This is a genomic window from Rhizobium sp. RCC_161_2 (assembly GCF_041355235.1).
GTDB lineage: Bacteria > Pseudomonadota > Alphaproteobacteria > Rhizobiales > Rhizobiaceae > Rhizobium.
Genome location: NZ_JBFUPL010000005.1, coordinates 25,437 through 49,241, shown reverse-complemented (window position 1 = coordinate 49,241; position 23,805 = coordinate 25,437). Strand labels below are relative to the sequence as shown.

Here is a 23,805-nt window from a genome sequence, read left to right as displayed (position 1 = left end):
CGGTCGGCCTCTCCTCAGTTTGAGGAGAGCACCATGGACCAATAAGGCCTGCTGCCGGAAGAGGGGGTATAGGCGAGAGCGACGCCGAGACCATCATATTTGCCGAGCATGTTGTGCAAATGCTTCGGAGAGTTGATCCAGGCGGTCACCGCGGCGTCGACGCTCTTTTGTCCCTCGGCAATATTCTCGGCGGCCGGCAGCTTGACGCCGCTTGCCTTGACGCGCTTGCCGAAGTCGTCGCCGATGCCGATCAGGTGCTCCATCTTGCCGGCATCCGCCATGCGCCTGGCCTGGTAAATCGCAGCCGCGCTGGCGGCGGTATCGATCTTCAGCGGCGGCAGCCCATTCTTGGCGCGCAGCGCGTTGACGAGCGGCAGCGCGGACGCGGTCTGGTCGCTGGCCGGTATGTTGGAGACATGGCGCGGCGCCGTGGCGCAACTCGCGACGATGGCGGCAAGCGCAAGGCCGGTGAGACGCAGCGCGTGGCGCCGCGCGAAAGACGTGTTTTGGGAGATCATATCAACGACGATAATTGAAGAGGCGCAGGAGGATGAAGAGCGGGATGACGAGCGTGGCGCCCAGGACCAGATAATCGCCGAATTCGCCGAGCGCGGCAAAGCCGCTGTGCCAGAGGTCCAGCAGGAAGCGACGGACGCCATAAAGGAAGTCGAGCGGGCGCCAGCCGAAGAACTTCATGGTGAAGCCGACGATCAGCGACACGATGATAAGCTTCACCAGCGTGCGGCCGGGCGAGTCGCCGAGGAACTTGTTCATCTGATCGGACATGCTGACGTCTCCATAATGCCTGTAGAGCGGTCCTGAGATAGGGCTGCGACCCACGACTCGCAAGCGCTTTTGTCCCAGCGCTCACCTGAAACAGGTGCCTGCCTGAAATAGGACTTGAGTTTTTTTGTGGCCACGTCCAAAGGCGGAGGTCAAACAGGACCCTGATCATGCTGCCGAGCCAGCTTTCCTCCGGCGACGTTATTGCCGACCGTCGTGCCGACTACGCGAAGATGCTTGCCGAAAGCGGCGAACCTGCCAGCGCCGCCGAGCTGATGGAGCAGGCGCTGGAGCTGGCGCCGTCCTGGGCGGCCGGCTGGTTCAGTCTTGCAACCTATCGTGAAAAGGCTGGTAATGCTGAGGGCGCCGTCGCGGCGCTGAACGAGGTTCTGGCGCTCGATGAAGGCGATGTCTTCGGCGCGCGGCTGAAGCTTGCGGTTCTGGGTGCCGCCGAGCTGCCGGAACAGCCGCCGAGCCGCTATGTCGAGCGGCTGTTCGACGATTATGCCGACCGATTCGAGACGTCGCTGGTCGAAAAGCTCGGCTACACCGTGCCGCAGAAGCTCAGCGCCTTGATTGCCGAAACGGCTGACATACCGGTGCGTTTCCACCATGCCGTCGATCTCGGCTGTGGCACCGGCCTATTCGGCCCGGAAGTCCGCACGCGGGTCGACCGGCTGGAAGGGTTCGATCTGTCGAAGAGCATGCTCGCCAAGGCGGCGGAAAAGGACGTCTACGACTATCTCGGCCAAGCCGACCTGTCGCTGGCGCCGCCCCTGTCCGGCGTGTTCGATGGCGGGCTTGCGCCGGCCCGCGCGGACCTGATCACTGCGGCCGATGTTCTGATGTATCTCGGCAATCTCCAGGGTGTCATGGCGATCGTTGCGGAGTTGTCTGCTCCCGACGCCGTGTTTGCTTTCTCAGTCGAGGATGCGCAGGAGCCGGAAGGCTATCTCCTGCGGGATTCGCTGCGCTTTGCCCATTCGGAAGCCTATGTAAGGGCGCTTCTGGCCGATCATGGCTTTGTCGTCCACAATCTGGCCCGCAGCGTCATTCGCATGGATGGCGGAAAACCGGTGCACGGCATTCTGTTCGTTACGCGGAAATCCGCCTGACGGATCGAATCTTGCAAAGTTCAGATAGGTCAGCATTCCTTACATATTCCGCTTGATTGTCGTTTCCGTTTTTTGGCAGAATCTCGAAAAACAAGGGGAAAGCATCATGGCAAACCTGAAGAGCGCTTTCGGCGTCTGGAACACTTCCGCTACGCGGCATTCGCTCGTCGAGGATATCCAGGGGATATTGTCCGGCAGCCTGATATCGTCGCTCGGGCTATTTTGCCTGTCGAGCGCCGGCCTCTTGACGGGCAGCACGGCGGGCATCGCCTTCCTGCTGCATTACGCGATCGGCGTGAATTTTGGCCTGGCCTTCTTCGTCGTCAACCTGCCGTTCTTCTATCTGTCCTGGAAGCAGCTTGGCCGCGCCTTCACCATCAAGACCTTCATCGCCATCGCGCTGACCTCGCTGCTGACGAACCTGCAGCCCCGGCTGTTGGAAATCGCCCATATCAACGCCTTCTGGTCGGCGCTGCTCGGCGGTGTCCTGCTGGGCTTCGGGCTGCTCGCACTCTATCGCCACCGCGCCAGCCTGGGCGGCGTCGGCATATTGGGCATCTATCTTCAGGAACGTTTCGGGATACGCGCCGGGCTTGTCCAGCTAGCGGTCGACATGTGCGTGCTCGTAGTCGCCTTTACGGTGACCACGCCTTTCGTGGTCATCTGCTCGGTGCTGGGCGCGGTCGCGCTCAATCTCTTCGTCGCGATCAACCATCGGTCGGATCGCTACATCGCCTTTTAGAGCGGCGCAGACCTATTGCTTGCGGGTTGTGTCGGAGTCCGCGATGGCGGCTTCGTGATACCAGCTGTCGAAATCGACCACAGCGATGCGCGGGCCGATATCGGGATTGAGGTTCACATGGCTACGCTGACCGGCCGGAATGGTCCGGGCCTTGATGGGAAACTGAAAAATCTTTGCCGTTTCATGCAGTGGACTGATGGCCATTACGATGTCTCTCCCTTTTGATGCTCAAGCGGGTGCGCTTCAAGAGACAGCTTATATATAGCAGAGTTGCAGCCCATTTTTCAGGTGTTTGCATAAAAAAAATGCAAAAGGTTGAAATTATAGGCAATTTTGATGTTTTGAGCCGGTAAATCACGGCGTTTGGATGATGAATTGCTGCGCTGCTTCGAATCTGGTGCGCTGCGACAAGTTGTCAGTGATTTGCCCGCAAATAGTTCAGGATTTTGAGAGAATCGGAGGCATGGCAGTGGAAAGTCGGCCCGATTTGACTCCGAACTGCACGTTTTTCTCGAATTGAGCGCCGCGACGGTGGAATCTGGCATGTCACATGCATGGTGTTGGTCAGCCGTTTGTAGTGAAAATTTTTGGGCGGGCGCGCCTTCTAATTTTTCTGCTTCGCCTGATTAACTCTATGAGGTGCGTAATGACTAAATTTAAGCTCGAGTATATCTGGCTCGACGGGTACACCCCAGTACCGAACCTGCGTGGCAAGACGCAGATCAAGGAATTCAACGATTTCCCGACGCTCGAACAGCTCCCGCTCTGGGGCTTCGACGGTTCGTCGACGCTGCAGGCCGAAGGCCGCAGCTCGGATTGCGTGCTGAAGCCCGTTGCCATTTACCCGGACCCGGCCCGCACCAACGGCGCACTCGTCATGTGCGAAGTCATGATGCCGGATGGCGTTACGCCGCATCCGTCCAACAGCCGCGCGACCATCCTTGACGATGAAGACGCATGGTTCGGCTTCGAGCAGGAATACTTCTTCTACAAGGACGGCCGCCCGCTCGGCTTCCCGGAAGCTGGTTATCCGGCTCCGCAGGGCCCGTATTACACCGGCGTCGGCTACAGCAATGTCGGTGACGTTGCCCGCGAAATCGTCGAAGAGCATCTCGACCTTTGCCTCGAAGCCGGCATCAACCACGAAGGCATCAACGCCGAAGTGGCCAAGGGTCAGTGGGAATTCCAGATTTTCGGCAAGGGCTCGAAGCGCGCCGCCGACCAGATCTGGATGGCTCGCTACCTGCTGCAGCGCCTGACGGAAAAGTACGGCATCGACATCGAGTTCCATTGCAAGCCGCTCGGCGATACCGACTGGAACGGCTCGGGCATGCATTGCAACTTCTCGACCAAGTTCATGCGCGAAGTCGGCGGCAAGGCCTATTTCGAAGCGCTGATGGCTCAGTTCGACAAGAACCTCGACGCTCACATCGCCGTCTACGGCCCGGACAACGACAAGCGTCTGACCGGCAAGCACGAAACGGCTCCGTGGAACAAGTTCAGCTACGGCGTTGCCGACCGCGGTGCTTCGATCCGCGTTCCGCATTCCTTCGTGAAGAACGACTACAAGGGCTACCTCGAAGATCGTCGCCCGAACTCGCAGGGCGACCCCTACCAGATCGCTTCGCAGGTTCTGAAGACCATCTCGGAAGTCCCGACTGAAGGCTTCGCTTCGGCTGCTGCCTAAGTGTTTTCAGTCGCCGGCTTATCCGGATAGCTAAAAAAAGGCGTGGGATTTCGGTCCCGCGCCTTTTTAATTTTGGGCTCGCTCTGAGGCCATTAATGGCGACTATCGCCCAGACTCTCGTCTGTTTCCTGCCACCGACCCCAAAACTCCGTCATCCTCGGGCTTGACCCGAGGATCCACGCCCAAGCTGCGGGCTATACGAGAGGTTTCCGGGTGCAGCGTTCAAAAGATGCACTCTCGCCAAGGCTTGCCAGCTACATTTTTGCCGTGCTGACGCGCCTGTTCCTGTATCCTCGGGTCAAGCCCGAGGATGACGGAGTTCAGGGGGATGCGGAGACACACAACGAGCCGAGAGCTTGCCGGAAAGAAGGCCTTCAGGCCGCCTTGCTTGCCGCATCGATCGGATGCTGGGAGCGGAAGCCGACGGCGAGGCGGTTCCAGACGTTAATCGTGCCGATCGCCACGGTGATCTTGACGATTTCCTCTTCGCTGAAATGCTGCTTCAGCACCTCGAAATCCGCATCCGGCGCGCCGGTTTCTGCGATCTTCGTCACCGCATCGACCCAGCCGAGCAGGGCGCGTTCGCGGGCGTCATAGACCGGCGATTCCCGCCAGACGCACATCAGGTTGATCCACTGTTCGCTCAGACCGTCGTGGCGGGATTCCTTGACATGCATGTCGACGCAATAGGCGCAGCCATTGATCTGCGAGGCGCGCAGCTTGATCAGGTGGATGAAGCGGCGTTCCAAGCCAGAGGTCTGGACATAGTTTTCAAGGGCTACAACGGCCTTGTAGGCTTCCGGCGAGGCTTTTGCGAAATTGAAACGAGCTTGCATGGTTCTCTCCTTGGGTTTTCGATCTATCGGTTGGTTCTGCGTTCATTGAGGGCAAGGAAGGCACAGCCTCTTGCTGCGATGGAGCCGTCGTCGCTTTCGGCGAGGTCGGCCAGAATGTCGGCGATGGCGGTTTTCGCCAGTTCGGCGCGGTAGACCCTTTCGGCGGCCAGCATCACCGCGCTGATGCCGCAGGGTTTCGTGAAATATTTGCCCGGCAGCGGGTTCGGCCCGCGCTGGCGGATCTCGGCACAGCGAAAGGCAGGTGCCGGCCCTTCGACCGCCAGCACGATATCGAGAAGGCTGATGTCCTTTGGCAGTCGTGCCAGCCGGTAGCCGCCCTTGGGGCCGGGCACGGTGTCGAGAATGCCGGCACCGGAAAGCGCTTGCAGATGCTTCAGGAGATAGCTCACCGACACACCATGAAACTCGGCAATCGCCGCCGCCGAAAGCACACCGCCTTCGGACAGTCCGGCCAGCACTGCAACGCTGTGTATGGCTTGCTCTACGCCCTCGCCGAGTTTCATTGGTTTGTCCTTTTTGTATCGTGGATATTTTTTATCCGTGATTAAAATGGATGTCAAGCGGCAGGAGATTATGGGTGAAGTCGAATGTCGGAAGAGTTGGCCCAGCACTCTCGTCTGCCGGCATCGCCAACCTCAACACTCCGTCATCCTCGGGCTCGACCCGAGGATCTACGCCCAAGCCTAGCCGTTATGGGGAAATAGCGGGGCTGCCATTCCTCAAAGACGCGACTGGCATAGTCTGTTGGTTAAATTAAATATCGACCGGAAGTGCCTGTGCTTGGATCCTCGGGTCAAGCCCGAGGATGACGGCGCGTGTGGGGAGTTCGCGGACAGATAGTTGACTCGGAGAAGGAACGCCCATCTCGTCCTTAACATTCCCCGCATATCCATTACATTCGACCCGTGGACCAGATCGATTCCGAGAGCCGTCTTGCCTTGCCTGCCCCCTTCATCCGCTGGTTCGCGGAAAAGGGCTGGCAGCCGCGCGCGCATCAATTGGAATTGCTGGCCCGCGCCGAGGCCGGCGAAAGCACGCTGCTGATCGCGCCAACGGGTGCCGGCAAGACGCTGGCCGGCTTCTTGCCCTCGCTCACCGACCTGACACGCCGGGGCAAAATCCCGCCGGGCTCCGCTTTCACCGGCATCCACACGCTCTACATCTCGCCGCTGAAGGCGCTCGCCGTTGATATCGAGCGCAACCTGATGAAGCCGGTCACCGAAATGGGCCTGCCGGTCTCCGTCGAAAACCGTACCGGCGATACGCCGAGTGGCAAGCGCCAGCGCCAGAAGCTCAATCCGCCTGACATCCTGCTGACGACGCCGGAGCAGGTGGCGCTGCTGCTCGCCAATCGCGAGGCCGAGCGCTTCTTCAAGGATCTGAAATACATCGTTCTCGACGAGCTGCATTCGTTGGTGACGTCGAAGCGTGGCCATATGCTCTCCCTCGGTCTCGCCCGCATCCGCAAGCTTGCCCCGCGCGTGCAAACCATCGGCCTTTCCGCCACGGTCGCAGAGCCGATGGATCTGCAGAAATGGCTGGTGGCACAGGAGGAGAGGGAGGAGCGGCATGCTGGGCTGGTGATGGTCGAGGGTGGCGCCAAGCCTGATATTTCGATCCTTGCGACCGACGAACGCATCCCCTGGTCCGGTCATTCCGCCAAATACGCCATCCCCGATATCTATCGCGAGTTGAAGGAGCATCAAACGACGCTGCTCTTCGTCAACACGCGCTCGCAGGCGGAAATGCTGTTTCAGGAACTGTGGTCGGCCAATGACGACAATCTGCCGATCGCACTGCATCACGGCTCGCTCGATGTCGGTCAGCGCCGCAAGGTCGAGGCAGCGATGGCCGCCAACAAGCTCCGCGCCGTCGTCGCGACCTCGACACTCGATCTCGGCATCGACTGGGGCGATGTCGATCTCGTCATCCATGTCGGCGCACCGAAGGGAGCAAGCCGCCTTGCCCAGCGTATCGGCCGCGCCAATCACCGCATGGACGAGCCGTCGAAGGCGATCCTCGTGCCGGCCAACCGCTTCGAGGTGATGGAATGCCAGGCGGCGCTCGATGCCAATTACGTCGGGGCGCAGGATACGCCGCCGGTCGGCGCCGGCGCGCTTGATGTCCTTGCTCAGCATATTCTCGGCATGGCCTGCGCCGAACCCTTCGACATGCTGGAACTCTATGACGAGGTCCGCAGCGCCTCGCCCTATGCTGATCTCTATTGGGAAACCTTCGAGCGCATCGTCGATTTCGTCGCCACCGGCGGCTATGCGCTGAGGACCTATGAGCGCTATGCCCGCATCCGGAGGACGCCGGAGGGGCGCTGGCGGGTCTCCAATCCGCAGGTGGCGCAGCAATATCGCCTGAACCTCGGTACCATCGTCGAAGAGGCGATGCTGAATATCAGAATGGTGAAGCGCAATGCGCTCGGCTCGCTCGGGCGGGGCGGGGCGTCTCTCGGCAAGGTCGAAGAGTATTTCCTCGAACAGCTTTCGCCCGGTGACACGTTTCTCTTTTCCGGCAAGGTGCTGCGTTTCGAAGGCATCCGTGAGAATGAATGCCTGGCCTCGCAGGCCTTCTCCATGGACCCGAAAATCCCGTCCTATGCGGGCGGCAAGTTTCCGCTGTCGACCTATCTCGCCGATCAGGTGCGCTCGATGATCGCCGATCCGGATCGATGGCGTCGTCTGCCGGATCAGGTGCGTGACTGGCTGGAAATTCAAAAAGAGAAGTCGATGCTGCCGAAGCGCGACGAGTTGTTGATCGAGACCTTTCCGCGCGGCAGCCGGGCCTACATGGTCGCCTATCCCTTCGAAGGACGTTTGGCGCACCAGACGCTCGGCATGCTGCTGACGCGGCGGTTGGAGCGTGCAGGGGCAAAACCGATGGGCTTCGTCGCCACCGATTATTCGCTTGGTATCTGGGGGTTGGAGGACCTGGGCGTGATGATCGCCAACGGCCATCTCAGCCTCTCCGATCTCTTCGACGAGGATATGCTCGGCGACGATCTCGAGGCGTGGCTCGATGAATCCTTCCTGCTGAAGCGGACCTTCCGCAATTGCGCCGTGATTGCCGGCTTGATCGAGCGTCGTCATCCCGGCAAGGAAAAGACTGGCCGGCAGGTGACGGTGTCCGCCGATCTGATCTATGACGTGCTGCGCAGCCATGAGCCAGACCATATTCTGATGCAGGCGACAAGGCAGGATGCAGCCACGGGACTTTTGGATATCGGCCGTCTTGGGGATATGCTGAAGCGAATCAAGGGCCACATCACCCACCGGGCGCTGGACCACATCTCGCCGCTCGCCGTGCCGGTGATGCTGGAAATCGGCAAGGTGCCGGTGCCGGGCGAGGCGCATGATGTCCTGCTGGCCGAAGCGGCGGATGATCTGATCCGCGAGGCCATGGAATAAGCTTGATCCCCAAAAAATGCGAAGCGTTTTGGGATGGGGTCATGCGAAACGAATGATGAAGGTAGACTAAAGGTGATGAACCGGCTGGCGTTAGCGCGAGAGATGAATGGCCTGACGCCTGCATTGGGCGTAGAGACCATCGTTCATGGCGTTGCCGCCGTCTGCGATCCGCTCGGCGCGCTCTATCTGCCGGATGCCGGCATTCTCGTCGTTTCCGATCTGCATCTGGAAAAGGGTGCGGCCTTCGCGCGGCGCGGCATGTTGCTGCCGCCTTACGATACGCTGGCGACGCTGACCGTGCTTGCCGCCGTCATTTCCCGCTACGATCCGAAGCTGGTCGTCTCGCTCGGCGACAATTTTCACGACCGCGTCGGCTCCGCGCATCTGCCGGAGGAATTCCGCAGCCTGATCGTCACCATGGCGTGCGGCCGCGATTGGATCTGGATCAACGGTAATCACGATCCGGATGGCACGGTCGATCTGCCCGGCCAATCCGTCGATGAGATGCATTATGGCGGGCTGACCTTCCGTCACGAGCCCAAGCTGGGACGGCAAGCCGGCGAGATCGCCGGCCATCTGCATCCCTCCGCCACCGTCCGCCGTCGCGAGAAATCCATCCGCCGGCCGTGCTTTGCCACCGACGGCGCCCGCCTGTTGATGCCGGCTTTCGGCGTCATGACCGGTGGGCTGGACCTCCGCCACAAGGCCATGACCGGCCTGTTCGATCGGGAAAGTCTCATTGCTCACCTGCTCGGCCGCGACCGGATCTATTCGGTGCGCTTCGGCAATCTCGCAGGTTAGGCCGCCTTCACAGGCTCATAGCGCAGGATCACCGCGCCGGTCTGCAAAGGCGTGGAGTCGATGAGCTTCATCGGCCGCTGCTCTCCTGCCGGCTTGAAATGCGGGTCGCCGGCTCCGAGAACGACGGGGACGAGACAGATGCGGATTTCGTCCACCAATCCCGCCTTCAGCAGCACATCCGTTATCTCGGCGCTGCCGAAGATGAACATGGTCTTGCCCGGCTCTGCTTTCAGTTTTTTGACTTCAGCGGCGATGTCGGAGACGACGCGAGTATTGTTCCACTCTGCTTTGTCGAGCGTTCGTGAGGCAGCGATTTTGGCAATGCCATTCATATAGGCGGCGATATCGGGCGTTTCCGTCGCGGTCTGCCAATAGGCGGCCATGCCCTCATAGGTCTTGCGGCCGAAGATCAGGAGATCGCCTTCCTGGCCGAGTTCGGTCGCGTAGCGCTCCAGCTCGTCTCCCCAGGCGAACATGTGGAAATCCAGATCCCAGGGTTTCGTTCCCTCGAAATATCCGTCGAGCGTCATCAGGTTCCAGACAACAAGCTTTCTCATCGGTTTCCTCCTTGGCGATACCGTATCATAATTAAAACTGGTTGCTAAAAGCAATCGGTTGATTGCTAGATCGACTGATGGCAAAATGCAAGCAGTTTTTTGGAGACCTCTATGGACGCACCTCATCGCTCCGGCTGCCCGATCAATCTGACGCTCGAAATCCTCGGCGACCGCTGGAGCCTGATCATCATCCGCGACATCATGTTCGGCAATCGCCGCCATTTTCGCGAGCTCCTGCAGAATTCGCAGGAGGGCATCGCCTCCAACATCCTAGCCGATCGGCTAAAGCGGCTGGTCGAGCGTGGGCTTCTCACCCGTGACGACGATCCAACCCACAAGCAGAAAGCCATCTACAGCCTCACGGAGATGGCGATCGAGCTCGTGCCGCTTTTCGCCCATATGGGCGCCTGGGGCCGCAAGCACCTGCCGGTCTCGGAAGAGCTGTCGATCCGTGCCGAGTTGCTGGAGGATGGCGGGCCGGCGCTCTGGGAGGACTTCATGGACGAGCTGAGGGCAAGGCACCTGGGCAAGATACTGCCATCGGGCACGCCGTCGGTGCTGGGACGGCTGACGGAAGCCTATCTGAAGGTGGTGGCGCGGAAGAAGAGTGCTTGATCAGCTTTTCCGGAACACAAAACTTGCTGTCCATCCCGTGATCACCGCCAGCAGCACCGAAAACATGCCATAGGCAATCGGCTGTCCGTGTGCCGCGTCGGTGATGGTCTGCTCTATGCCGGTCTTGATGACGCGTAGCGGCAGGGCTTTTTCGCCGATGAACTTGCCGCTCTTGAAGAGATAGGCACGCACCGTATGCACGCCGTTCGGGACGTTGGCCGGGAGCCTCAGCGTTGCTTTGAACAGGCTGGAGCTGACGAAGCGTACGCCGGCCGGATCGCTCTCATAGAGGCCGCCCGTCTCCTGCAGACGCCGGAAGGCCCGCCGGAATTCGGGCACATCGGCGCCGCTGCCGACGAAGCCGACCGGGGTGAGCGGAATATGATCCATGCCGATGCCGCGGTCGTTCAGTTCGAGCGGCGCGGTGATGTTGTCGACGGCCCGCGTGCTCGATAGCGAATAGGCCTGCGGCACATGCTCGAAGGTCATCGAGCGGGTGTTGATCCAGATGCCGAAGACCCGCTCCTTCTTGCGCACGGTGGCATTTTCGCGCGGTCCCTCCAGCACGACGACGATGTCGTATTGGCCGATCGCTAGAAGCAGCTGGTCGGTATTGGACAGCGCGCCGAAGATCGTCAGATCCGCACCGGTGAAATCGGAGGTGATGGCGATTTCGCTGGTCGAGGTGCCGATCTCCATCGTCTCGCGCACAGTGGTCGAGGTCGTCGGTTGGTCGAGCAGCACCTGCGCCTTGGCGCTGAACGGCGCAAGCAGGAGGCCGGCTGCGAGGATCAGGCTGTAACGTCTCATCGGCCCGATCCTTCGAGCACGACGGAATAGATATCGGCCGGCGTGACCACCAGCGCGATCAACAGGCGCAGGCCGACGGCAAGCACCAGCAGGCCAAGCAGGGCGCGCAGCTGTTCGCCGCGCAGCTTCTGGCCGACGCGCACACCATATTGCGCGCCGATAACGCCAGCCACCATCAACAGGAAGGCCAGCACGATATCGACGGAATAGTTGGTCGCCGCCTGTACGATGGTGGTGTAGGCGGTGACGAAGATGATCTGGAACAGCGAGGTGCCGACCACGACATTGGTTGGAATGCGCAAGAGATAGATCATCGCCGGCACCATGATGAAGCCGCCGCCGACACCCATGACCGAGGTCAGGATGCCGATGCCGAAGCCGAGGCCGATCACCGGGATGACGCTCAGATAGATCTTCGATTTCTTGAAGCGCATCTTCAGCGGCAGCCGGTGTACCCAGCTATGATGCCCCGGTCTGCGGGGTGCCGCCGGCTCGTTGCGGGCGGCGCGGCGCATCGCGTTGAGGCTTTCCCACAGCATCAACCCGCCGATCGTGCCGAGGAAGACGACGTAGAGCAGCGAGATGAAGAGATCGAGCTGGCCGATGCGCCGGAGCAGCGAGAAGATCCAGATGCCGACCGTAGCGCCGGAAAGACCGCCGATCAGAAGCACCGATCCGAGCTTCATATCCAGAGTGCCGCGCCTGAAATGGGTAATGGCGCCGGAGATCGACGAGGCGACAACCTGGTTGGCGCCGGTGGCAACGGCGACGACGGGGGGGATGTTGTAGAAGATCAGAAGCGGCGTGATCAGAAAGCCGCCGCCGACGCCGAACATGCCGGAGAGAAACCCAACGGCTGCGCCCATGCCGAGAATAATGAAGATATTCACGGACAGTTCTGCGATCGGCAGATAGATCGTCACGGTCTGATCCCAGTTGCAGACATCCGGACGCAAACGAGCGGACGCCTATGGACAATTCCCCATTAAACAGAGGAGCCTAATCTGAAATGATTGCCAGAGCCTTAGGAAAAGCGCTGACATCTCTCAGCTTTTGCAGTCTTCATCCCAACTTAGCGTGGCTTTTTTCGCGATCATGTGACGGTTTTCTTCACGATGCAAAGCCGGCCTAAAGCCGCTATAGGCCTTTTTGTCGTCACAGGCGTGTTGCTAGAATTGGCCGAACACGCACAAGTTTAACACATGAGGGTTTCGGTTGCGAAAACTTGCTATCTCGATCTTGGTTGCTGCCATTGCTGTCGCATCGGCCGCCGCCGCGCAAGCGGATCGGTCTGTCATGATCGCCAAGCAATATGGGGTCGCAACCGGCCTTGCCGCCTATTGCCCGAACCTGACCCTCAACGAGAGCAAGCTGGATGCATTCCTGGATGCCGAGGGAATTCACAGGGTCGACCGCGTCGAGGGAAGCCCGTTTTATGAGACGGTCAGCGAGGCAATCAAATCCGCCGATGACATGATCAGGCAGTCGCCGGCCGGAAAGAAAAACGACGGCAAGGGCAAGCAGGCTTTCGCCTGCAAGACGCTGCTTGAGATCGTGCATCGCAACGACAGCGTGCTCAAGGGCTTCCTAGATCCGAAATGAAGCGCGCGACGCTCAGTTGTTGCGTGCCAGCAGTTCCTTGACGAGCTTGTCGGTCACCTTTCCGTCCTGCGGCAGGCCGACCGATTTCTGGAAGCTCTTCAGCGCGGCGACCGTCTTCTCGCCCATGGAACCATCCGGAGCGCCGGCATCGAAGCCGTTGTTGTTGAGGATCGCCTGGATGTTGCGGATCGCCTTCTTCATGTCGACCGAGGCGGTGTTGACGCCCTTGCCGGTCGTCCATTCCTCGGGGATGTTGGTGCCGTTGGCCCCGGCGTCCAGCGGCTGTACCTTCCAGAGGTCGACCTTGGCGCGGGCGCCTTCAAGCGCGTCGGGCTTCATGGCGTTCGCCACTTCGTCACGTTTCTGCGCTGCGTCCTTGTCACCACCCTTGGCGGCGATCGCGAACCATTTGTAGGATTCCTGCAGGTCCTGCGTCACACCGTTGCCGCGCGCATAGAGGATGGCGAGGTTGAACTGGCTGTCGGAGACGCCGAGATTGGCGGCCTTGATGAACCAGTTGGCAGCTGTCTGATAATCCTGCGGGCCTGCCGTGCCGGAGGCCTCAAGGACGGCGAGGTTGTGCATGGCGCTGGCATTGCCCTGATTGGCGGCCTGCTCGTAATAGCTCTTGGCCTTGGCCAGATCGCGGTCGAGGCCGTTGCCCTTCTCGTACATGCTGGCAAGCCGGTATTGCGCCGGCGCATAACCCTTGTCGGCCGCAAGCTGGTACCAGCTCGCGGCTTGCTTGAGGTCGGCAGTCACGCCCCGGCCATCCGTGTAGCGCGCGCCGATCTCGAACAGGGCGACGGGATCACCGGACTTGGCAGCAGCAACCAGCGTCGGTGGCTGGATGCCGTCTGGCACGGCGATCACGGCGGACGCGGGAGTTGTGGTGGCAGCGGCATCCGTGGGCACGAAGGCCGTGGTCTGCTGGACGGGTGCTGTGCTGCCGGCCGGCGTCAATGCCTCGCTGGTCTGGTTGCCGTCAAGCGGGGCCGCGGTGGTCAGGTGATCGCTGGTGGGCGCGACAGCCGGGGAGGGCTGTGCCGTTCCCGCAGTGCTGTCGGTTGAGGCTTGCGTCGCCGGTGCTTGGCTGGCCGGTGCACTCGCTGTCGCCTGAGCGTTCGATGTTGGCGTTTGGGCGGCGTCGGTCGCCGAGGTGTGTACGGAGATCTCGGTCGGCGCCTTCTGGCCGCGCGTTAGCGTGTTGACCAGGGGGAAGGCCATGATGGCGAGCAGGGCTGCGCCGACGGCGAGCAGGATCGGCCGGCGGAAGCGCGAGAATGCGCCGCGCTTCTTGTCGTCGCTCTTGGCGGCGGGAGCTGAGCGCTGCGTCTGGTCCACTTCCATCGCGGCGGCCTGTGCGGCGCGGCGCGCGGCGGCGATATAGTCGGCGCGTTCGTTTTCGCTCGGCTGCTTGGCATTGCCGTTGCGCGCCGCATTCTGGCTGGCGCGCACGCGCTCCAGGATCTTCTTGATATCGGGAGCGCCCGCACCCGGCTCGATGAGCTCATTCGCCTCTTCGGCCGGCATCATGTCGATCGGATCGATCGACGGGGCCGGCTCGATCACAGGCCGGTCGGGCGTGAAGATCGGTTCGGCTTTCTCAGGCGTGAAAAAGCGTTTGCCGAGGCTGGCGAGCAGGCCCGGTTTCACGCCGTCCTTTTTCGCCGCAGCCTTGATCTCCGCTTTGGTGACGGCATCGATGGCTTGGGCGACGGCGACTTCCCCTGAGGGCTGGGGCTCCGCCGGAGCTATGGTGCGGATGATCGGGCCAGCCTGCTGCGGCGCAGCCAGAGGCGGCTTGATCGGCGGGGCCTCGGCCTCGGCAAAGACGTCGCTCTCGAAACTGGCGGCGGGCATGGCAGCCGCCGGCCGGCGATGCTCCATACGGTCGAGGCGATCGGCAATCTGGAGCAGCGTGTCGTGCAGTGCCTCGAAGGTCCGGTGCGTGCGCTCGTCGCTGCTGCGGCTGAGATCTTCGAGATGGCGGAGGTCCTCGGCGAGCGCCGTCATTGCCGACATGTCGGAGGCATGTGCGCTGTGGCCGAAGTTGCCTTCACGCGAATAGGCCTCGACGACCGCTTCCGCCGCGTGGCGGGCCGCCTCGATGACATATTCGTCGTTGGTCGTCATATACTCTTCGATGGCGCTCATGCGCCGATCGAAATCGACGGGCATGTGATCGGCGCCGGGGCGCGGCTCGCTCATCAGCAATGTAGAGAGATGGGCGATCTGCTCTTCGAGATGGCGCAAAGCCAGCGTGTCGGTCGGCGGCGCGGCGGTGCTGACCTCCAGGCGCGCGGCGATATCCGAGAGGCGGCCTTCCAGGCGGCGAACCGCGCCGTCATCCAACCCAGCCACTGACTGCGCTGGATGGGACTCCATCTCGTCGATGCGTCGCGCCAGATAGTCCAGCCGTTCTGCCAGCACATGGTCGACCGATCCATGGTCGAGCGCATCGATCTTGCGCGAGATGTCGGCGAGGTAGTTGACCAGTTCCGGCTGCGGCACGGCTCTCTGCGAGCGCTCCATCAGCTGGGACAGCTGGTCCAGGCGTTCTTCCAGCCGGGCGACGGTCTTGCTGTTGCCGAGGTCGTCGATACGCATGGCTAGCGCTTCGAGGCGGTTGGAGAGATCGTCCGACGGCTGCTGGCGCGTGGTATCGCGGCTCATCGTGTCGATCTGGTCGGCGATGCCGCTGATGCGGCCTTCGAGCCGCTGCATGGCCTGATCCTGCGGCTTCATCATGCCGCCGAGGCTTTCCATGGCGGTGGCAATCGTCAGCAGCTTGTTTTCCAGCGCCCTAACAGCGGGACTGTCGCTTGTGCTGCCGAGATGCTGCTTGATATCGTCAAGGCGATAGGCAAGCGACACCACTTCGTCCTGCAGGCCGGCGGTATCGATTGCCTGAACCTGGCGTTCGACATGGTGCAGGGATTCTTCGCGGGCAAGCCCGTCCATCAGCGAGCGCAGTTCGTCGAACTCCGCCTTCAGGCCGGTGGTTTCCGGCTGGCCGGGATGCACCGCGAGCTGGCTGATGCTATCCGCAAGCCGCGCCATGTCCTCGCGAACGTCGGCGGCGAAATGCTTGTCCTCGGTATTATCTCTGATATCGCGGATCTCGGCGCGCAGCGCGCTGACCTCGCGGGTAACGCTTTCGGCGATGTCGCGCTTCAGGTCCTGACGCAGGTTGACCAGCGCCTGGGCGATATCGACAGAGCTTTCGGCGGTGGGCCGCAGTGCCGAGGGCAGCGGCGGGCGGGGAGCGTGATGGTCGGCGACGCGCCGACCAAGCGGTTGCTCGGCCACGGCACTATCCTCACGGCGAGGATGCATGCGCTCGCGGCTGGCCTCCAGCATGCGCTGCCGCTGCCGGATTTCTGCGAGGGGATCGGAGCGCAGCTCGGTTTCGGCGCGCTCGGGGCGAAGAGGACGTTCATAGGGGCGGCTCGCATAGGCTTCGCGTTCGGTACGCGGCGCCCGCTCCGGGAGGGGAGTGCGTTCCGGCATGGCCCGGCGTTCCGGTACTGCACCATAGCCGCCGGCAACACGCTGGCGCGTATCCTGCGCGGCAGCCGTGCCCATCAGGCCCTCGATGCGTGCTTCCAGCCCTTCGATGGTGCGACTCAGCGCATCCAGCGATGTCCAGTCGCCCGTGCCGGTAGGATTTGATCGCGATCCGCTCATCTTTTGCTCGCCTCGACCCCGCTTTGGGCCTTCTTGCTGTGCAGGAGGGCGACTTGGCTTTCTCAGCGCAAGATCGCATCCCACCGTTCGGAAAGGGATGATTTAGTAGACTTTCCTCAGACCGAGCCGCGAAACGGCGCTTCCCCGAACCATATTGATGAAGGAAGCGCGAAGCATCGCTACTCATCCCGCACAATCTATGAAACGTGGTAAACAACCCGTTAAGTTTTGCCGAAATCTTAACCTTTTATTTCGGTCTTGTTATTGAATATGTTCATGTTCTTATAAATCTGCAGATCCCGGAAAGCTCCGGGAGAAAAATTTTAACGTCTTGGTCACCGTCTTTCCAAGGTAGATCGATACACGTACTGGTATTGTAATTTTCGCAACTAAGTTGTGAAAAGGTGTGGTGGCGTCGATATTCTGGAGAGCCGCGCTCGTGTCACCGTCACCCTCCCGTGAAGCCGATCGGTCGCCTCATATCCTGTCACTGGATGGATGGCGGGGGTTGGCGATCATTGTGGTGCTGATGGGCCATTTCGGAGCCGATAGGTATCTGCACCGCGTCAGCACCTTCGGCGTGGATTTGTTCTTCGTTCTGTCGGGGCGGCTGATGGCGGATATTCTGTTGGTGAAGCTGATGCCGCTGCAGACATTCTTCGCCCGGCGATTTGCGCGTGTTTATCCGACGCTGCTCGTTTTCATAGTAGTTACCGGTTTGGTGTTTCAAGGTACCGTCGGTGAATACGATCTGAAGACCGCCGCTTTCGCGCTAACCTTCACGCTGAACTACGCCATCGTTTACGGTCTTCCGTACAGCTTGCTGGATCACATCTGGTCCCTGAGCGTCGAAGAGCAGAGTTACATCCTCCTGGGGTTGATCGCCTTTGCCACTCGCTATCGAAGCGTACCCGTCGCCGCTGGTATCATTCTTGCTATGGGTTTGATCGCTATGATCAACGGCATGGTCCGGATCAACATCTCAACCGGCTACGGGATATTATGGCGCACCGATGTCGCCATGGCGGGAATATTCATCTCGGCGGGCCTCTCCGTCCTTCTTAAGCCGACATTGCACCGCGAGTGTTGGGCGTGGATAGCGCCATGCTCCTTGGCGCTTGTCATATTGGCGATGGTGTTCTGTGCGGACGACAGCGTCTTTTTTGGCATAAAGATAGTCCTGCTGGCGATCGCGGTGATCGGGCTCGAACATTCAGCACCATGGTTCCGTGACAATTTCGAAGGCAGCGTCCTCCGCTTTTTTGGGCAATGTTCCTTCTCGATCTATTTGTGGCAGGAACCTTTTTCAAGTTATCGGGCTTGGGTGTCGTACCGCTCGTTTTTTTGCTCATTCTGGGGATCGCGTGCGGCGTGGCGAGCTACTACCTTATTGAACGCCCGTTGCGCGTAATACTCAACGCCATGTTCAGTAGGCAGACCGTGGCGCAGACCATTGCGTGACAATGGCTAGGTGAAAGCCGGGGGTAGCCTGTCGGTGGATACAACGGCCATCGGCACTCATTTTGGGACAAGCCTGTCTTATGCTTCGTTCTTGGAGCAGGGTGCGTCGCCCACCAAAAAAACCGCAGCGTCACTCAAATTTGACGTTTACGCAAACGTCAATATTTTGTAAGACTAGCGCAAAGGCCGGAATACGAGGTCCGGCACCGAATTGGAGGAATTCGAAAAATGCCATTCTACAAGGCCCCGGTGACCGATACGCTCTTCGTCCTGAACGACGTACTTGGGCTGGAACGCTACAACAATCTGCCGGGCTTTGCCGAGGCCAGCCCCGACATGATCGAGGCGATCGTCGGCGAGGCGGCGAAATTGGCGGAAGAGGTACTTTTCCCGCTCAATTATTCCGGTGATCAGGAAGGCTGCGTGCGCCACGACGACGCCACGGTCTCGACGCCGAAGGGCTTCAAGCAAGGGTATCAGGCCTATTGCGAAGGCGGCTGGATCGGCCTTGCCGTGCCGGAAGAGTTCGGCGGGCAGGGGCTTCCCTATACGCTCCACGCCGCCGTCGGCGAATATACCTCCGCCGCCAACATGTCGCTGATGATGTATCCCGGCCTGACGCAAGGCGCGATCGCCGCGATCCTCGTGCATGGTTCCGACGAGCAGAAGCGCGCCTACCTGCCGAAGATGGTCGAGGGCACATGGTCAGGCACCATGAACCTCACCGAGCCGCATTGCGGCACCGATCTCGGCCTGCTGCGCACCAAGGCGGTGCCTCAAGGCGACGGCAGCTACAAGATTTCCGGGCAGAAGATCTTCATCTCCGCCGGCGAACACGACATGACCGACAATATCGTGCATCTGGTGCTTGCCCGCATCGAGGGCGCGCCGGAAGGCACCAAGGGCATCTCGTTGTTCATCGTGCCGAAATTCATGGTGAAGGATGATGGTTCGCTCGGCGCCCGCAACCCGGTTTCCTGCGGCGCCATCGAGCACAAGATGGGCATTCATGGCAACGCCACCTGCGTCATGAACTATGACGAAGCGACCGGCTTCCTCATCGGCGCCGAGAACAGGGGCCTCAACGCCATGTTCGTGATGATGAACGAAGCCCGCCTCGGCGTCGGCCTGCAGGGGCTTTCTATTGCGGAGATTGCCTACCAGAACGCCGCCGCCTATGCCCGCGACCGCATCCAGGGCCGTTCGCTCTCCGGCCCGAAAGCGCCGGACAAGAAGGCCGATCCGATCATCGTCCATCCCGATATCCGCCGCACGCTGATGACCATCCGCGCCTTCAACGAGGCCGGCCGTGCCTTCCTGCTCTGGACGGCGCTGAAGTCTGACATTGCTCATCGCTCGCAGGACGAGAAGGAGCGGCAGGCGGCTGACGATATTCTTGGTCTGGCAACGCCGATCCTCAAGGGCGTCCTGACCGACAAGGGTTTCGATCATGCCGTCATGGCACAGCAGGTCTTCGGCGGCCACGGCTATATTGAAGAGCATGGCATGAGCCAGTATGTTCGCGATGCCCGCATCACCATGATCTATGAGGGCGCCAACGGCATCCAGGCGCTCGATCTGGTCGGCCGCAAGCTGGCATTGAATGGCGGTCGTGCCGTCATGGCCCTGTTCAAGGAAATCGGCGATTTCTGCGAGGAGAACCGCAACGACGAGCAACTGGGTTTCTTCACCAAGCACCTGAAGAAGGGCTTGAACGATGCCCAGGCCGCGACCATGTGGTTTATGCAGAACGCCATGGCCAAGCCCGACAATGCCGGTGCCGGCTCGACCGACTATATGCACCTCTTCGGCCTTGTCGTCCTCGGCTATATGTGGGCGAAGATGGCAAAGGCGGCGCAGGACGGTCTTGCGAACGGCGACACCGCGCGCGAGGATTATCTGAAGAACAAGCTTGTCACGGCGCGGTTCTACATGGAGCGCATCATGCCGGAAACGGCACTGCGCAAGGCCCGCATCGAGGCCGGTGCCGACACGATGATGGAACTGGCCGCGGAAGCGTTTTGATTGGAATCCCCTTCTCCCCTTGGGGAGAAGGTGCCCGAAGGGCGGATGAGGGGGGCGAGGAGCAGAGCTCCGAGGCCTTGAGCGGCACGCGAAAGGCAGCCTTACGGTGCAACGCCCCCTCAACCTGCGCTAACGCGCATCCTTCTCCCCGATGGGGAGAAGGTGGGTAATGAATGAAACGGCGCTTGCCGCCGCAGGGAGATGAGACATGACTGAGGTTTTCATTTACGACCATGTGCGCACGCCGCGCGGGCGTGGCAAGAAGGATGGATCGCTGCACGAAGTGCCGTCCGTCCGTCTGGCCGCCAAGACGCTGGAGGCGATCCGTGATCGCAACGGCCTCGATACCGGAACGGTGGATGACATCATCATGGGCTGTGTCGATCCGGTCATGGAAGCCGGCGCCGTCATCCCGAGGGGCGCTGCCTTCGAAGCTGGCTATTCCACCAAGGCGCCCGGCATGCAGATCTCGCGCTTCTGCGCTTCCGGCCTCGATGCCGTGAATTTCGGCGCGGCCAAGATCGCGCAAGGCGCTGACGATATCGTCATCGCCGGCGGCGTCGAGAGCATGTCGCGCGTCGGTCTCGGCATGTCCGGCGGCGCCTGGTTCATGGACCCCTCGGTCAATTTCCCGGCCTATTTCATGCCGCAGGGCGTCTCCGCCGATCTGATCGCCACCAAATACGGCTTCTCGCGAGACGATGTTGACGCCTATGCCGTCGAGAGCCAGAAGCGGGCAGCCAACGCCTGGGAGAAGGGCTACTTCAAGAATTCCGTCGTGCCGGTGAAGGATATTAACGGCCTGACCATCCTCGACCGGGATGAGCATATGCGCCCCGGCACAGATATGCAGGCGTTGGCCTCGCTCAACCCGTCCTTCCAGATGCCCGGCGAAATGGGCGGCTTCGAAGCCGTCGGCATCCAGGCGCATCCGGAAGTGGAGCGCATCAACTATGTGCATCACGCCGGCAATTCTTCTGGCATCGTCGATGGCGCCGCTGCCGTGCTGCTTGGTTCCAAGGCGGGCGGCGAGAGCATGGGGTTGAAGCCGCGGGGCCGCATCAAGGCTTTCGCCAATATCGGCTCCGACCCGGCGCTGATGCTGACCGGCCCGGTCGACGTCACCGAGAAGCTTTTGAAGCGCAGCGGCATGACGCTTGCCGACATCGATCTCTTCGAGCTCAACGAAGCCTTCGCCGCCGTCGTGCTGCGCTATATGCAGGCCTTCGCCATCCCGCATGACAAGATCAACGTCAATGGCGGCGCCATCGCCATGGGCCATCCGCTGGGCGCAACCGGAGCGATGATCCTCGGCACTGTGCTGGATGAGCTGGAACGCCGCGACCTCAAGACCGCGCTGGTCACGCTCTGCATCGGCGCCGGCATGGGCACGGCCACGATCATCGAACGCGTCTGAGGGAGGGGAAAGCAATGGCTTACACAAATTTCACCATCGAGATCGACGCAGACGGCATCGCAATCGTCACCTGGGATATGCCCGGAAAATCCATGAACGTCTTCACTTCCGAGGTGATGGACGAGCTGAACGCCATCATCGACGCGACCGTTGCCGATGCGGCGGTCAAGGGTGTGGTCTTTACCTCCGGCAAGTCCTCCTTCTCCGGCGGCGCTGACCTCTCGATGATCAAGTCGATGTTCTCCTTCTATCAGGATGAGAAGGCGAAAGAGCCGGCCGGCGCCGCGCAGAAACTCTTCGATCTTGTGGGACGCATGACCGGCCTGTTCCGCAAGCTCGAAACCTGCGGCAAGCCGTGGGTTTCCGCCATCAACGGCACCTGCATGGGCGGCGCATTCGAGCTTTCACTCGCCTGCCACGGCCGTGTTGCCTCTAGCGCGAAAAGCGTCAAGATCGCTCTGCCGGAAGTCAAGGTCGGCATCTTCCCGGGCGCCGGCGGCACCCAGCGTGTGTCGCGCCTGACCGATGCGCAGTCCGCCCTGCAAATGATGACGACGGGCCAGTCGCTGACGGCGGTGCGCGCCAAGGCAATGAACCTGGTGCATCAGGTGGTCGAGCCGGATCAGCTGATCCCGGCTGCCAAGCAGATGATCAAGGATGGGCTGAAGCCCGTGGCACCCTGGGATGAAAAAGGCTTCAAGGCGCCCGGCGGCGGCATCTGGACGCCGGCTGCCGCGCAGCTCTGGCCAGCTGCCCCCGCGATCCTTCGCCGCGAAACCTCGGGCAATTATCCGGCTGCACTCGCCATCCTCAAATGCGTCTATGAAGGCCTGCAGGTGCCTTTCGATACCGGCCTCAAGATCGAGCAGCGCTATTTCACCCAGGTACTGCAGACCACCGAAGCCTATTCGATGATCCGTTCGCTGTTCATCTCCATGCAGGAACTCGGCAAGGGCGCCCGCCGCCCGGCGGGGCAACCAAAGACGGTGCTGAAGAAAGTCGGCGTTGTCGGCGCCGGCTTCATGGGCGCCTCTATCGCCTATGTCACCGCCGCCGCCGGCCTGTCCGTCACCCTGATCGACCGCGATACGGAAGCGGCGGAGAAGGGCAAGAGCGTCGGCGAAGGTCTGGTGAAGGATGCAGTTGGTAAGGGAAGGATGACGCAGGAAGATGGCGCAGCGCTGCTCGCCCGCATCACGCCGTCTGCAACCTATGCCGATCTCAGCGATGCCGATCTCGTCATCGAAGCGGTGTTCGAGGATCGTGAAGTCAAGAAGGCTGTCATCGAGGCGGTCGAAGCCGTGCTGCCGGAAGGCGCCATCTTTGCCTCCAATACCTCGACGCTGCCGATCTCCGGTCTTGCGAAGAATTCCAGGCGTCCGGCTGATTTCATCGGCGTCCATTTCTTCTCGCCGGTCGAGAAGATGATGCTGACTGAAGTCATCCTCGGCAAGGAAACGGGCGACCGCGCTCTTGCCGTCGCGCTCGATTATGTCGCCGCCATCAAGAAGACGCCGATCGTCGTCAATGACACTCGTGGCTTCTTCGTCAACCGTTGCGTCTTCCGCTACATCCATGAAGCCTATGACATGCTGATCGAAGGCGTGCCGGCGACAATGATCGAAAACGCCGCCAAGATGGCTGGCATGCCGGTCGGCCCGCTGGCGCTGAACGACGAAGTCGCCATCGACCTGTCGCTGAAGATCCTCAAGGCGACCGTCGCCGATCTCGGCGAGAAAGCCGTCGACCCGCGTCACATGCAGCTGATCAGCGGTCTTGTGGAGGGCGAAGGTCGCCTGGGCCGCAAGAACGCCAAGGGCTTCTACGACTACCCGCCGAAGCCGGCTAAGAAATCGCTGTGGCCAGGCTTGAAGGACCTCTATCCGCAGAAGAAGTCGGACGAGATCGATGTCGCCGTCCTGAAGCAGCGCTTCCTCGCCACCATCGCGCTGGAAGCCGCCCGTACCATGGAAGAAGGCATCGTCACCGATCCGCGCGAAGCCGATGTCGGCTCCATCCTCGGTTTCGGCTTTGCCCCCTATACCGGCGGCGCGCTCTCCTACATCGACGGCATGGGCGTCAAAGTCTTCGTGAGCTTTTGCGAAACGCTGGCCAAGACTTACGGACCGCATTTCGCGCCGACCGCGCTGCTGAAGGATATGGCAGCCAAGGGCGAGACGTTTTACGGACGGTTTGATCCGTACGGCGTGAAAGCTGCTGCCTGAGG

At 61.0% G+C, this 23,805-nt stretch carries 20 protein-coding genes; 11 read left to right on the top strand and 9 right to left on the bottom strand.

Features of this window, described 5'->3' with window-relative positions:
• Nucleotides 1–14 precede the first annotated feature (14 nt).
• Together AB6803_RS14645 and AB6803_RS14640 are read right to left on the bottom strand one after the other, a co-directional pair.
• The gene (locus tag AB6803_RS14645) at nucleotides 15–518 is read right to left on the bottom strand and encodes a CAP domain-containing protein (protein ID WP_371109569.1); all 504 of its coding nucleotides are present in this window, start codon (nucleotides 516–518) and stop codon (nucleotides 15–17) included.
• Nucleotide 519: 1 nt separating this feature from the next.
• Nucleotides 520–786, bottom strand: a complete 267-nt coding sequence (locus tag AB6803_RS14640; protein ID WP_007695617.1) for a DUF6460 domain-containing protein — start codon at nucleotides 784–786, stop codon at nucleotides 520–522.
• Between the two features lie 167 nt (nucleotides 787–953).
• Here AB6803_RS14640 and AB6803_RS14635 point away from each other — a divergent pair, with 167 nt between their 5' ends.
• Both AB6803_RS14635 and AB6803_RS14630 read left to right on the top strand, forming a co-directional pair.
• Nucleotides 954–1,898, top strand: a complete 945-nt coding sequence (locus AB6803_RS14635) for a methyltransferase domain-containing protein (RefSeq protein ID WP_371109568.1) — start codon at nucleotides 954–956, stop codon at nucleotides 1,896–1,898.
• A 106-nt stretch (nucleotides 1,899–2,004) separates the two neighbouring features.
• Nucleotides 2,005–2,640, top strand: coding sequence for a YitT family protein (locus AB6803_RS14630; protein WP_371109567.1), 636 nt, complete (start codon nucleotides 2,005–2,007; stop codon nucleotides 2,638–2,640).
• A 12-nt stretch (nucleotides 2,641–2,652) separates the two neighbouring features.
• On the opposite strand, the gene AB6803_RS14625 is transcribed toward AB6803_RS14630, so the two are convergent.
• Complete coding sequence (locus AB6803_RS14625; protein WP_371109566.1) at nucleotides 2,653–2,844, bottom strand: DUF2735 domain-containing protein; 192 nt, start codon at nucleotides 2,842–2,844, stop codon at nucleotides 2,653–2,655.
• Between the two features lie 442 nt (nucleotides 2,845–3,286).
• Here AB6803_RS14625 and AB6803_RS14620 point away from each other — a divergent pair, with 442 nt between their 5' ends.
• On the top strand, nucleotides 3,287–4,327 hold the full coding sequence (locus AB6803_RS14620) for a glutamine synthetase beta-grasp domain-containing protein (RefSeq protein ID WP_007695624.1): 1,041 nt from the start codon (nucleotides 3,287–3,289) through the stop codon (nucleotides 4,325–4,327).
• Nucleotides 4,328–4,701: 374 nt separating this feature from the next.
• On the opposite strand, the gene AB6803_RS14615 is transcribed toward AB6803_RS14620, so the two are convergent.
• A complete protein-coding gene (locus AB6803_RS14615) occupies nucleotides 4,702–5,163 on the bottom strand; it encodes a carboxymuconolactone decarboxylase family protein (RefSeq protein ID WP_371109565.1) in 462 nt (153 codons plus the stop codon).
• Between the two features lie 23 nt (nucleotides 5,164–5,186).
• Entirely contained in the window at nucleotides 5,187–5,687 is a 501-nt protein-coding gene (locus tag AB6803_RS14610) for an Rrf2 family transcriptional regulator (protein WP_371109564.1), read from the bottom strand.
• Nucleotides 5,688–6,089: 402 nt separating this feature from the next.
• Here AB6803_RS14610 and AB6803_RS14605 point away from each other — a divergent pair, with 402 nt between their 5' ends.
• Complete coding sequence (locus tag AB6803_RS14605) at nucleotides 6,090–8,600, top strand: ligase-associated DNA damage response DEXH box helicase (RefSeq protein ID WP_371109563.1); 2,511 nt, start codon at nucleotides 6,090–6,092, stop codon at nucleotides 8,598–8,600.
• A 75-nt stretch (nucleotides 8,601–8,675) separates the two neighbouring features.
• The gene (gene pdeM, locus AB6803_RS14600; RefSeq protein WP_371109945.1) at nucleotides 8,676–9,401 is read left to right on the top strand and encodes a ligase-associated DNA damage response endonuclease PdeM; all 726 of its coding nucleotides are present in this window, start codon (nucleotides 8,676–8,678) and stop codon (nucleotides 9,399–9,401) included.
• Here pdeM and AB6803_RS14595 read toward each other — a convergent pair.
• Nucleotides 9,398–9,958, bottom strand: coding sequence for a dihydrofolate reductase family protein (locus AB6803_RS14595; RefSeq protein WP_371109562.1), 561 nt, complete (start codon nucleotides 9,956–9,958; stop codon nucleotides 9,398–9,400). The genes pdeM and AB6803_RS14595 overlap by 4 nt on opposite strands.
• Nucleotides 9,959–10,069: 111 nt before the next feature.
• Between AB6803_RS14595 and AB6803_RS14590 the strand changes: the two genes are divergently transcribed.
• Nucleotides 10,070–10,573, top strand: coding sequence for a winged helix-turn-helix transcriptional regulator (locus tag AB6803_RS14590; RefSeq protein WP_371109561.1), 504 nt, complete (start codon nucleotides 10,070–10,072; stop codon nucleotides 10,571–10,573).
• Here the strand turns inward: AB6803_RS14590 and AB6803_RS14585 are convergent, their stop codons facing one another.
• Nucleotides 10,574–11,383, bottom strand: coding sequence for a TIGR02186 family protein (locus tag AB6803_RS14585; protein WP_371109560.1), 810 nt, complete (start codon nucleotides 11,381–11,383; stop codon nucleotides 10,574–10,576).
• Nucleotides 11,380–12,306, bottom strand: coding sequence for a sulfite exporter TauE/SafE family protein (locus AB6803_RS14580; protein ID WP_371109559.1), 927 nt, complete (start codon nucleotides 12,304–12,306; stop codon nucleotides 11,380–11,382). The genes AB6803_RS14585 and AB6803_RS14580 overlap by 4 nt, the downstream gene beginning before the upstream one ends.
• Nucleotides 12,307–12,598: 292 nt before the next feature.
• Here AB6803_RS14580 and AB6803_RS14575 point away from each other — a divergent pair, with 292 nt between their 5' ends.
• Nucleotides 12,599–12,985 (top strand): hypothetical protein, encoded by a 387-nt coding sequence (locus AB6803_RS14575; RefSeq protein WP_371109558.1) that lies wholly within the window; start codon nucleotides 12,599–12,601, stop codon nucleotides 12,983–12,985.
• Between the two features lie 12 nt (nucleotides 12,986–12,997).
• On the opposite strand, the gene AB6803_RS14570 is transcribed toward AB6803_RS14575, so the two are convergent.
• Nucleotides 12,998–16,675 (bottom strand): peptidoglycan-binding protein, encoded by a 3,678-nt coding sequence (locus AB6803_RS14570; RefSeq protein ID WP_371109557.1) that lies wholly within the window; start codon nucleotides 16,673–16,675, stop codon nucleotides 12,998–13,000.
• A 406-nt stretch (nucleotides 16,676–17,081) separates the two neighbouring features.
• On the opposite strand from AB6803_RS14570, the gene AB6803_RS14565 reads away from it, so the two are divergent.
• The 4 genes from AB6803_RS14565 to AB6803_RS14550 all read left to right on the top strand — a co-directional run bounded on the left by AB6803_RS14565 (nucleotide 17,082) and on the right by AB6803_RS14550 (nucleotide 23,803).
• Nucleotides 17,082–18,086 carry an acyltransferase family protein gene (locus tag AB6803_RS14565; protein ID WP_371109556.1) on the top strand — a complete coding sequence of 335 codons (1,005 nt, stop codon included), beginning with the start codon at nucleotides 17,082–17,084 and terminating at the stop codon, nucleotides 18,084–18,086.
• Between the two features lie 278 nt (nucleotides 18,087–18,364).
• Nucleotides 18,365–20,161 (top strand): acyl-CoA dehydrogenase C-terminal domain-containing protein, encoded by a 1,797-nt coding sequence (locus AB6803_RS14560; RefSeq protein ID WP_371109555.1) that lies wholly within the window; start codon nucleotides 18,365–18,367, stop codon nucleotides 20,159–20,161.
• Between the two features lie 208 nt (nucleotides 20,162–20,369).
• Nucleotides 20,370–21,578 (top strand): acetyl-CoA C-acetyltransferase, encoded by a 1,209-nt coding sequence (locus AB6803_RS14555; RefSeq protein WP_371109554.1) that lies wholly within the window; start codon nucleotides 20,370–20,372, stop codon nucleotides 21,576–21,578.
• Nucleotides 21,579–21,592: 14 nt separating this feature from the next.
• Nucleotides 21,593–23,803 (top strand): FAD-dependent oxidoreductase, encoded by a 2,211-nt coding sequence (locus AB6803_RS14550; protein WP_371109553.1) that lies wholly within the window; start codon nucleotides 21,593–21,595, stop codon nucleotides 23,801–23,803.
• Nucleotides 23,804–23,805: the final 2 nt, after the last annotated feature.

Coding starts and splice junctions, on each gene's coding strand:
- AB6803_RS14640 (WP_007695617.1), bottom strand. CDS start 786: ATGTCCGATCAGATGAACAAGTTCCTCGGCGACTCGCCCGGCCGCACG.
- AB6803_RS14610 (WP_371109564.1), bottom strand. CDS start 5,687: ATGAAACTCGGCGAGGGCGTAGAGCAAGCCATACACAGCGTTGCAGTG.
- AB6803_RS14590 (WP_371109561.1), top strand. CDS start 10,070: ATGGACGCACCTCATCGCTCCGGCTGCCCGATCAATCTGACGCTCGAA.
- AB6803_RS14555 (WP_371109554.1), top strand. CDS start 20,370: ATGACTGAGGTTTTCATTTACGACCATGTGCGCACGCCGCGCGGGCGT.
- AB6803_RS14635 (WP_371109568.1), top strand. CDS start 954: ATGCTGCCGAGCCAGCTTTCCTCCGGCGACGTTATTGCCGACCGTCGT.
- AB6803_RS14645 (WP_371109569.1), bottom strand. CDS start 518: ATGATCTCCCAAAACACGTCTTTCGCGCGGCGCCACGCGCTGCGTCTC.
- AB6803_RS14630 (WP_371109567.1), top strand. CDS start 2,005: ATGGCAAACCTGAAGAGCGCTTTCGGCGTCTGGAACACTTCCGCTACG.
- pdeM (WP_371109945.1), top strand. CDS start 8,676: ATGAACCGGCTGGCGTTAGCGCGAGAGATGAATGGCCTGACGCCTGCA.
- AB6803_RS14620 (WP_007695624.1), top strand. CDS start 3,287: ATGACTAAATTTAAGCTCGAGTATATCTGGCTCGACGGGTACACCCCA.
- AB6803_RS14560 (WP_371109555.1), top strand. CDS start 18,365: ATGCCATTCTACAAGGCCCCGGTGACCGATACGCTCTTCGTCCTGAAC.
- AB6803_RS14595 (WP_371109562.1), bottom strand. CDS start 9,958: ATGAGAAAGCTTGTTGTCTGGAACCTGATGACGCTCGACGGATATTTC.
- AB6803_RS14570 (WP_371109557.1), bottom strand. CDS start 16,675: ATGAGCGGATCGCGATCAAATCCTACCGGCACGGGCGACTGGACATCG.
- AB6803_RS14585 (WP_371109560.1), bottom strand. CDS start 11,383: ATGAGACGTTACAGCCTGATCCTCGCAGCCGGCCTCCTGCTTGCGCCG.
- AB6803_RS14550 (WP_371109553.1), top strand. CDS start 21,593: ATGGCTTACACAAATTTCACCATCGAGATCGACGCAGACGGCATCGCA.
- AB6803_RS14615 (WP_371109565.1), bottom strand. CDS start 5,163: ATGCAAGCTCGTTTCAATTTCGCAAAAGCCTCGCCGGAAGCCTACAAG.
- AB6803_RS14625 (WP_371109566.1), bottom strand. CDS start 2,844: ATGGCCATCAGTCCACTGCATGAAACGGCAAAGATTTTTCAGTTTCCC.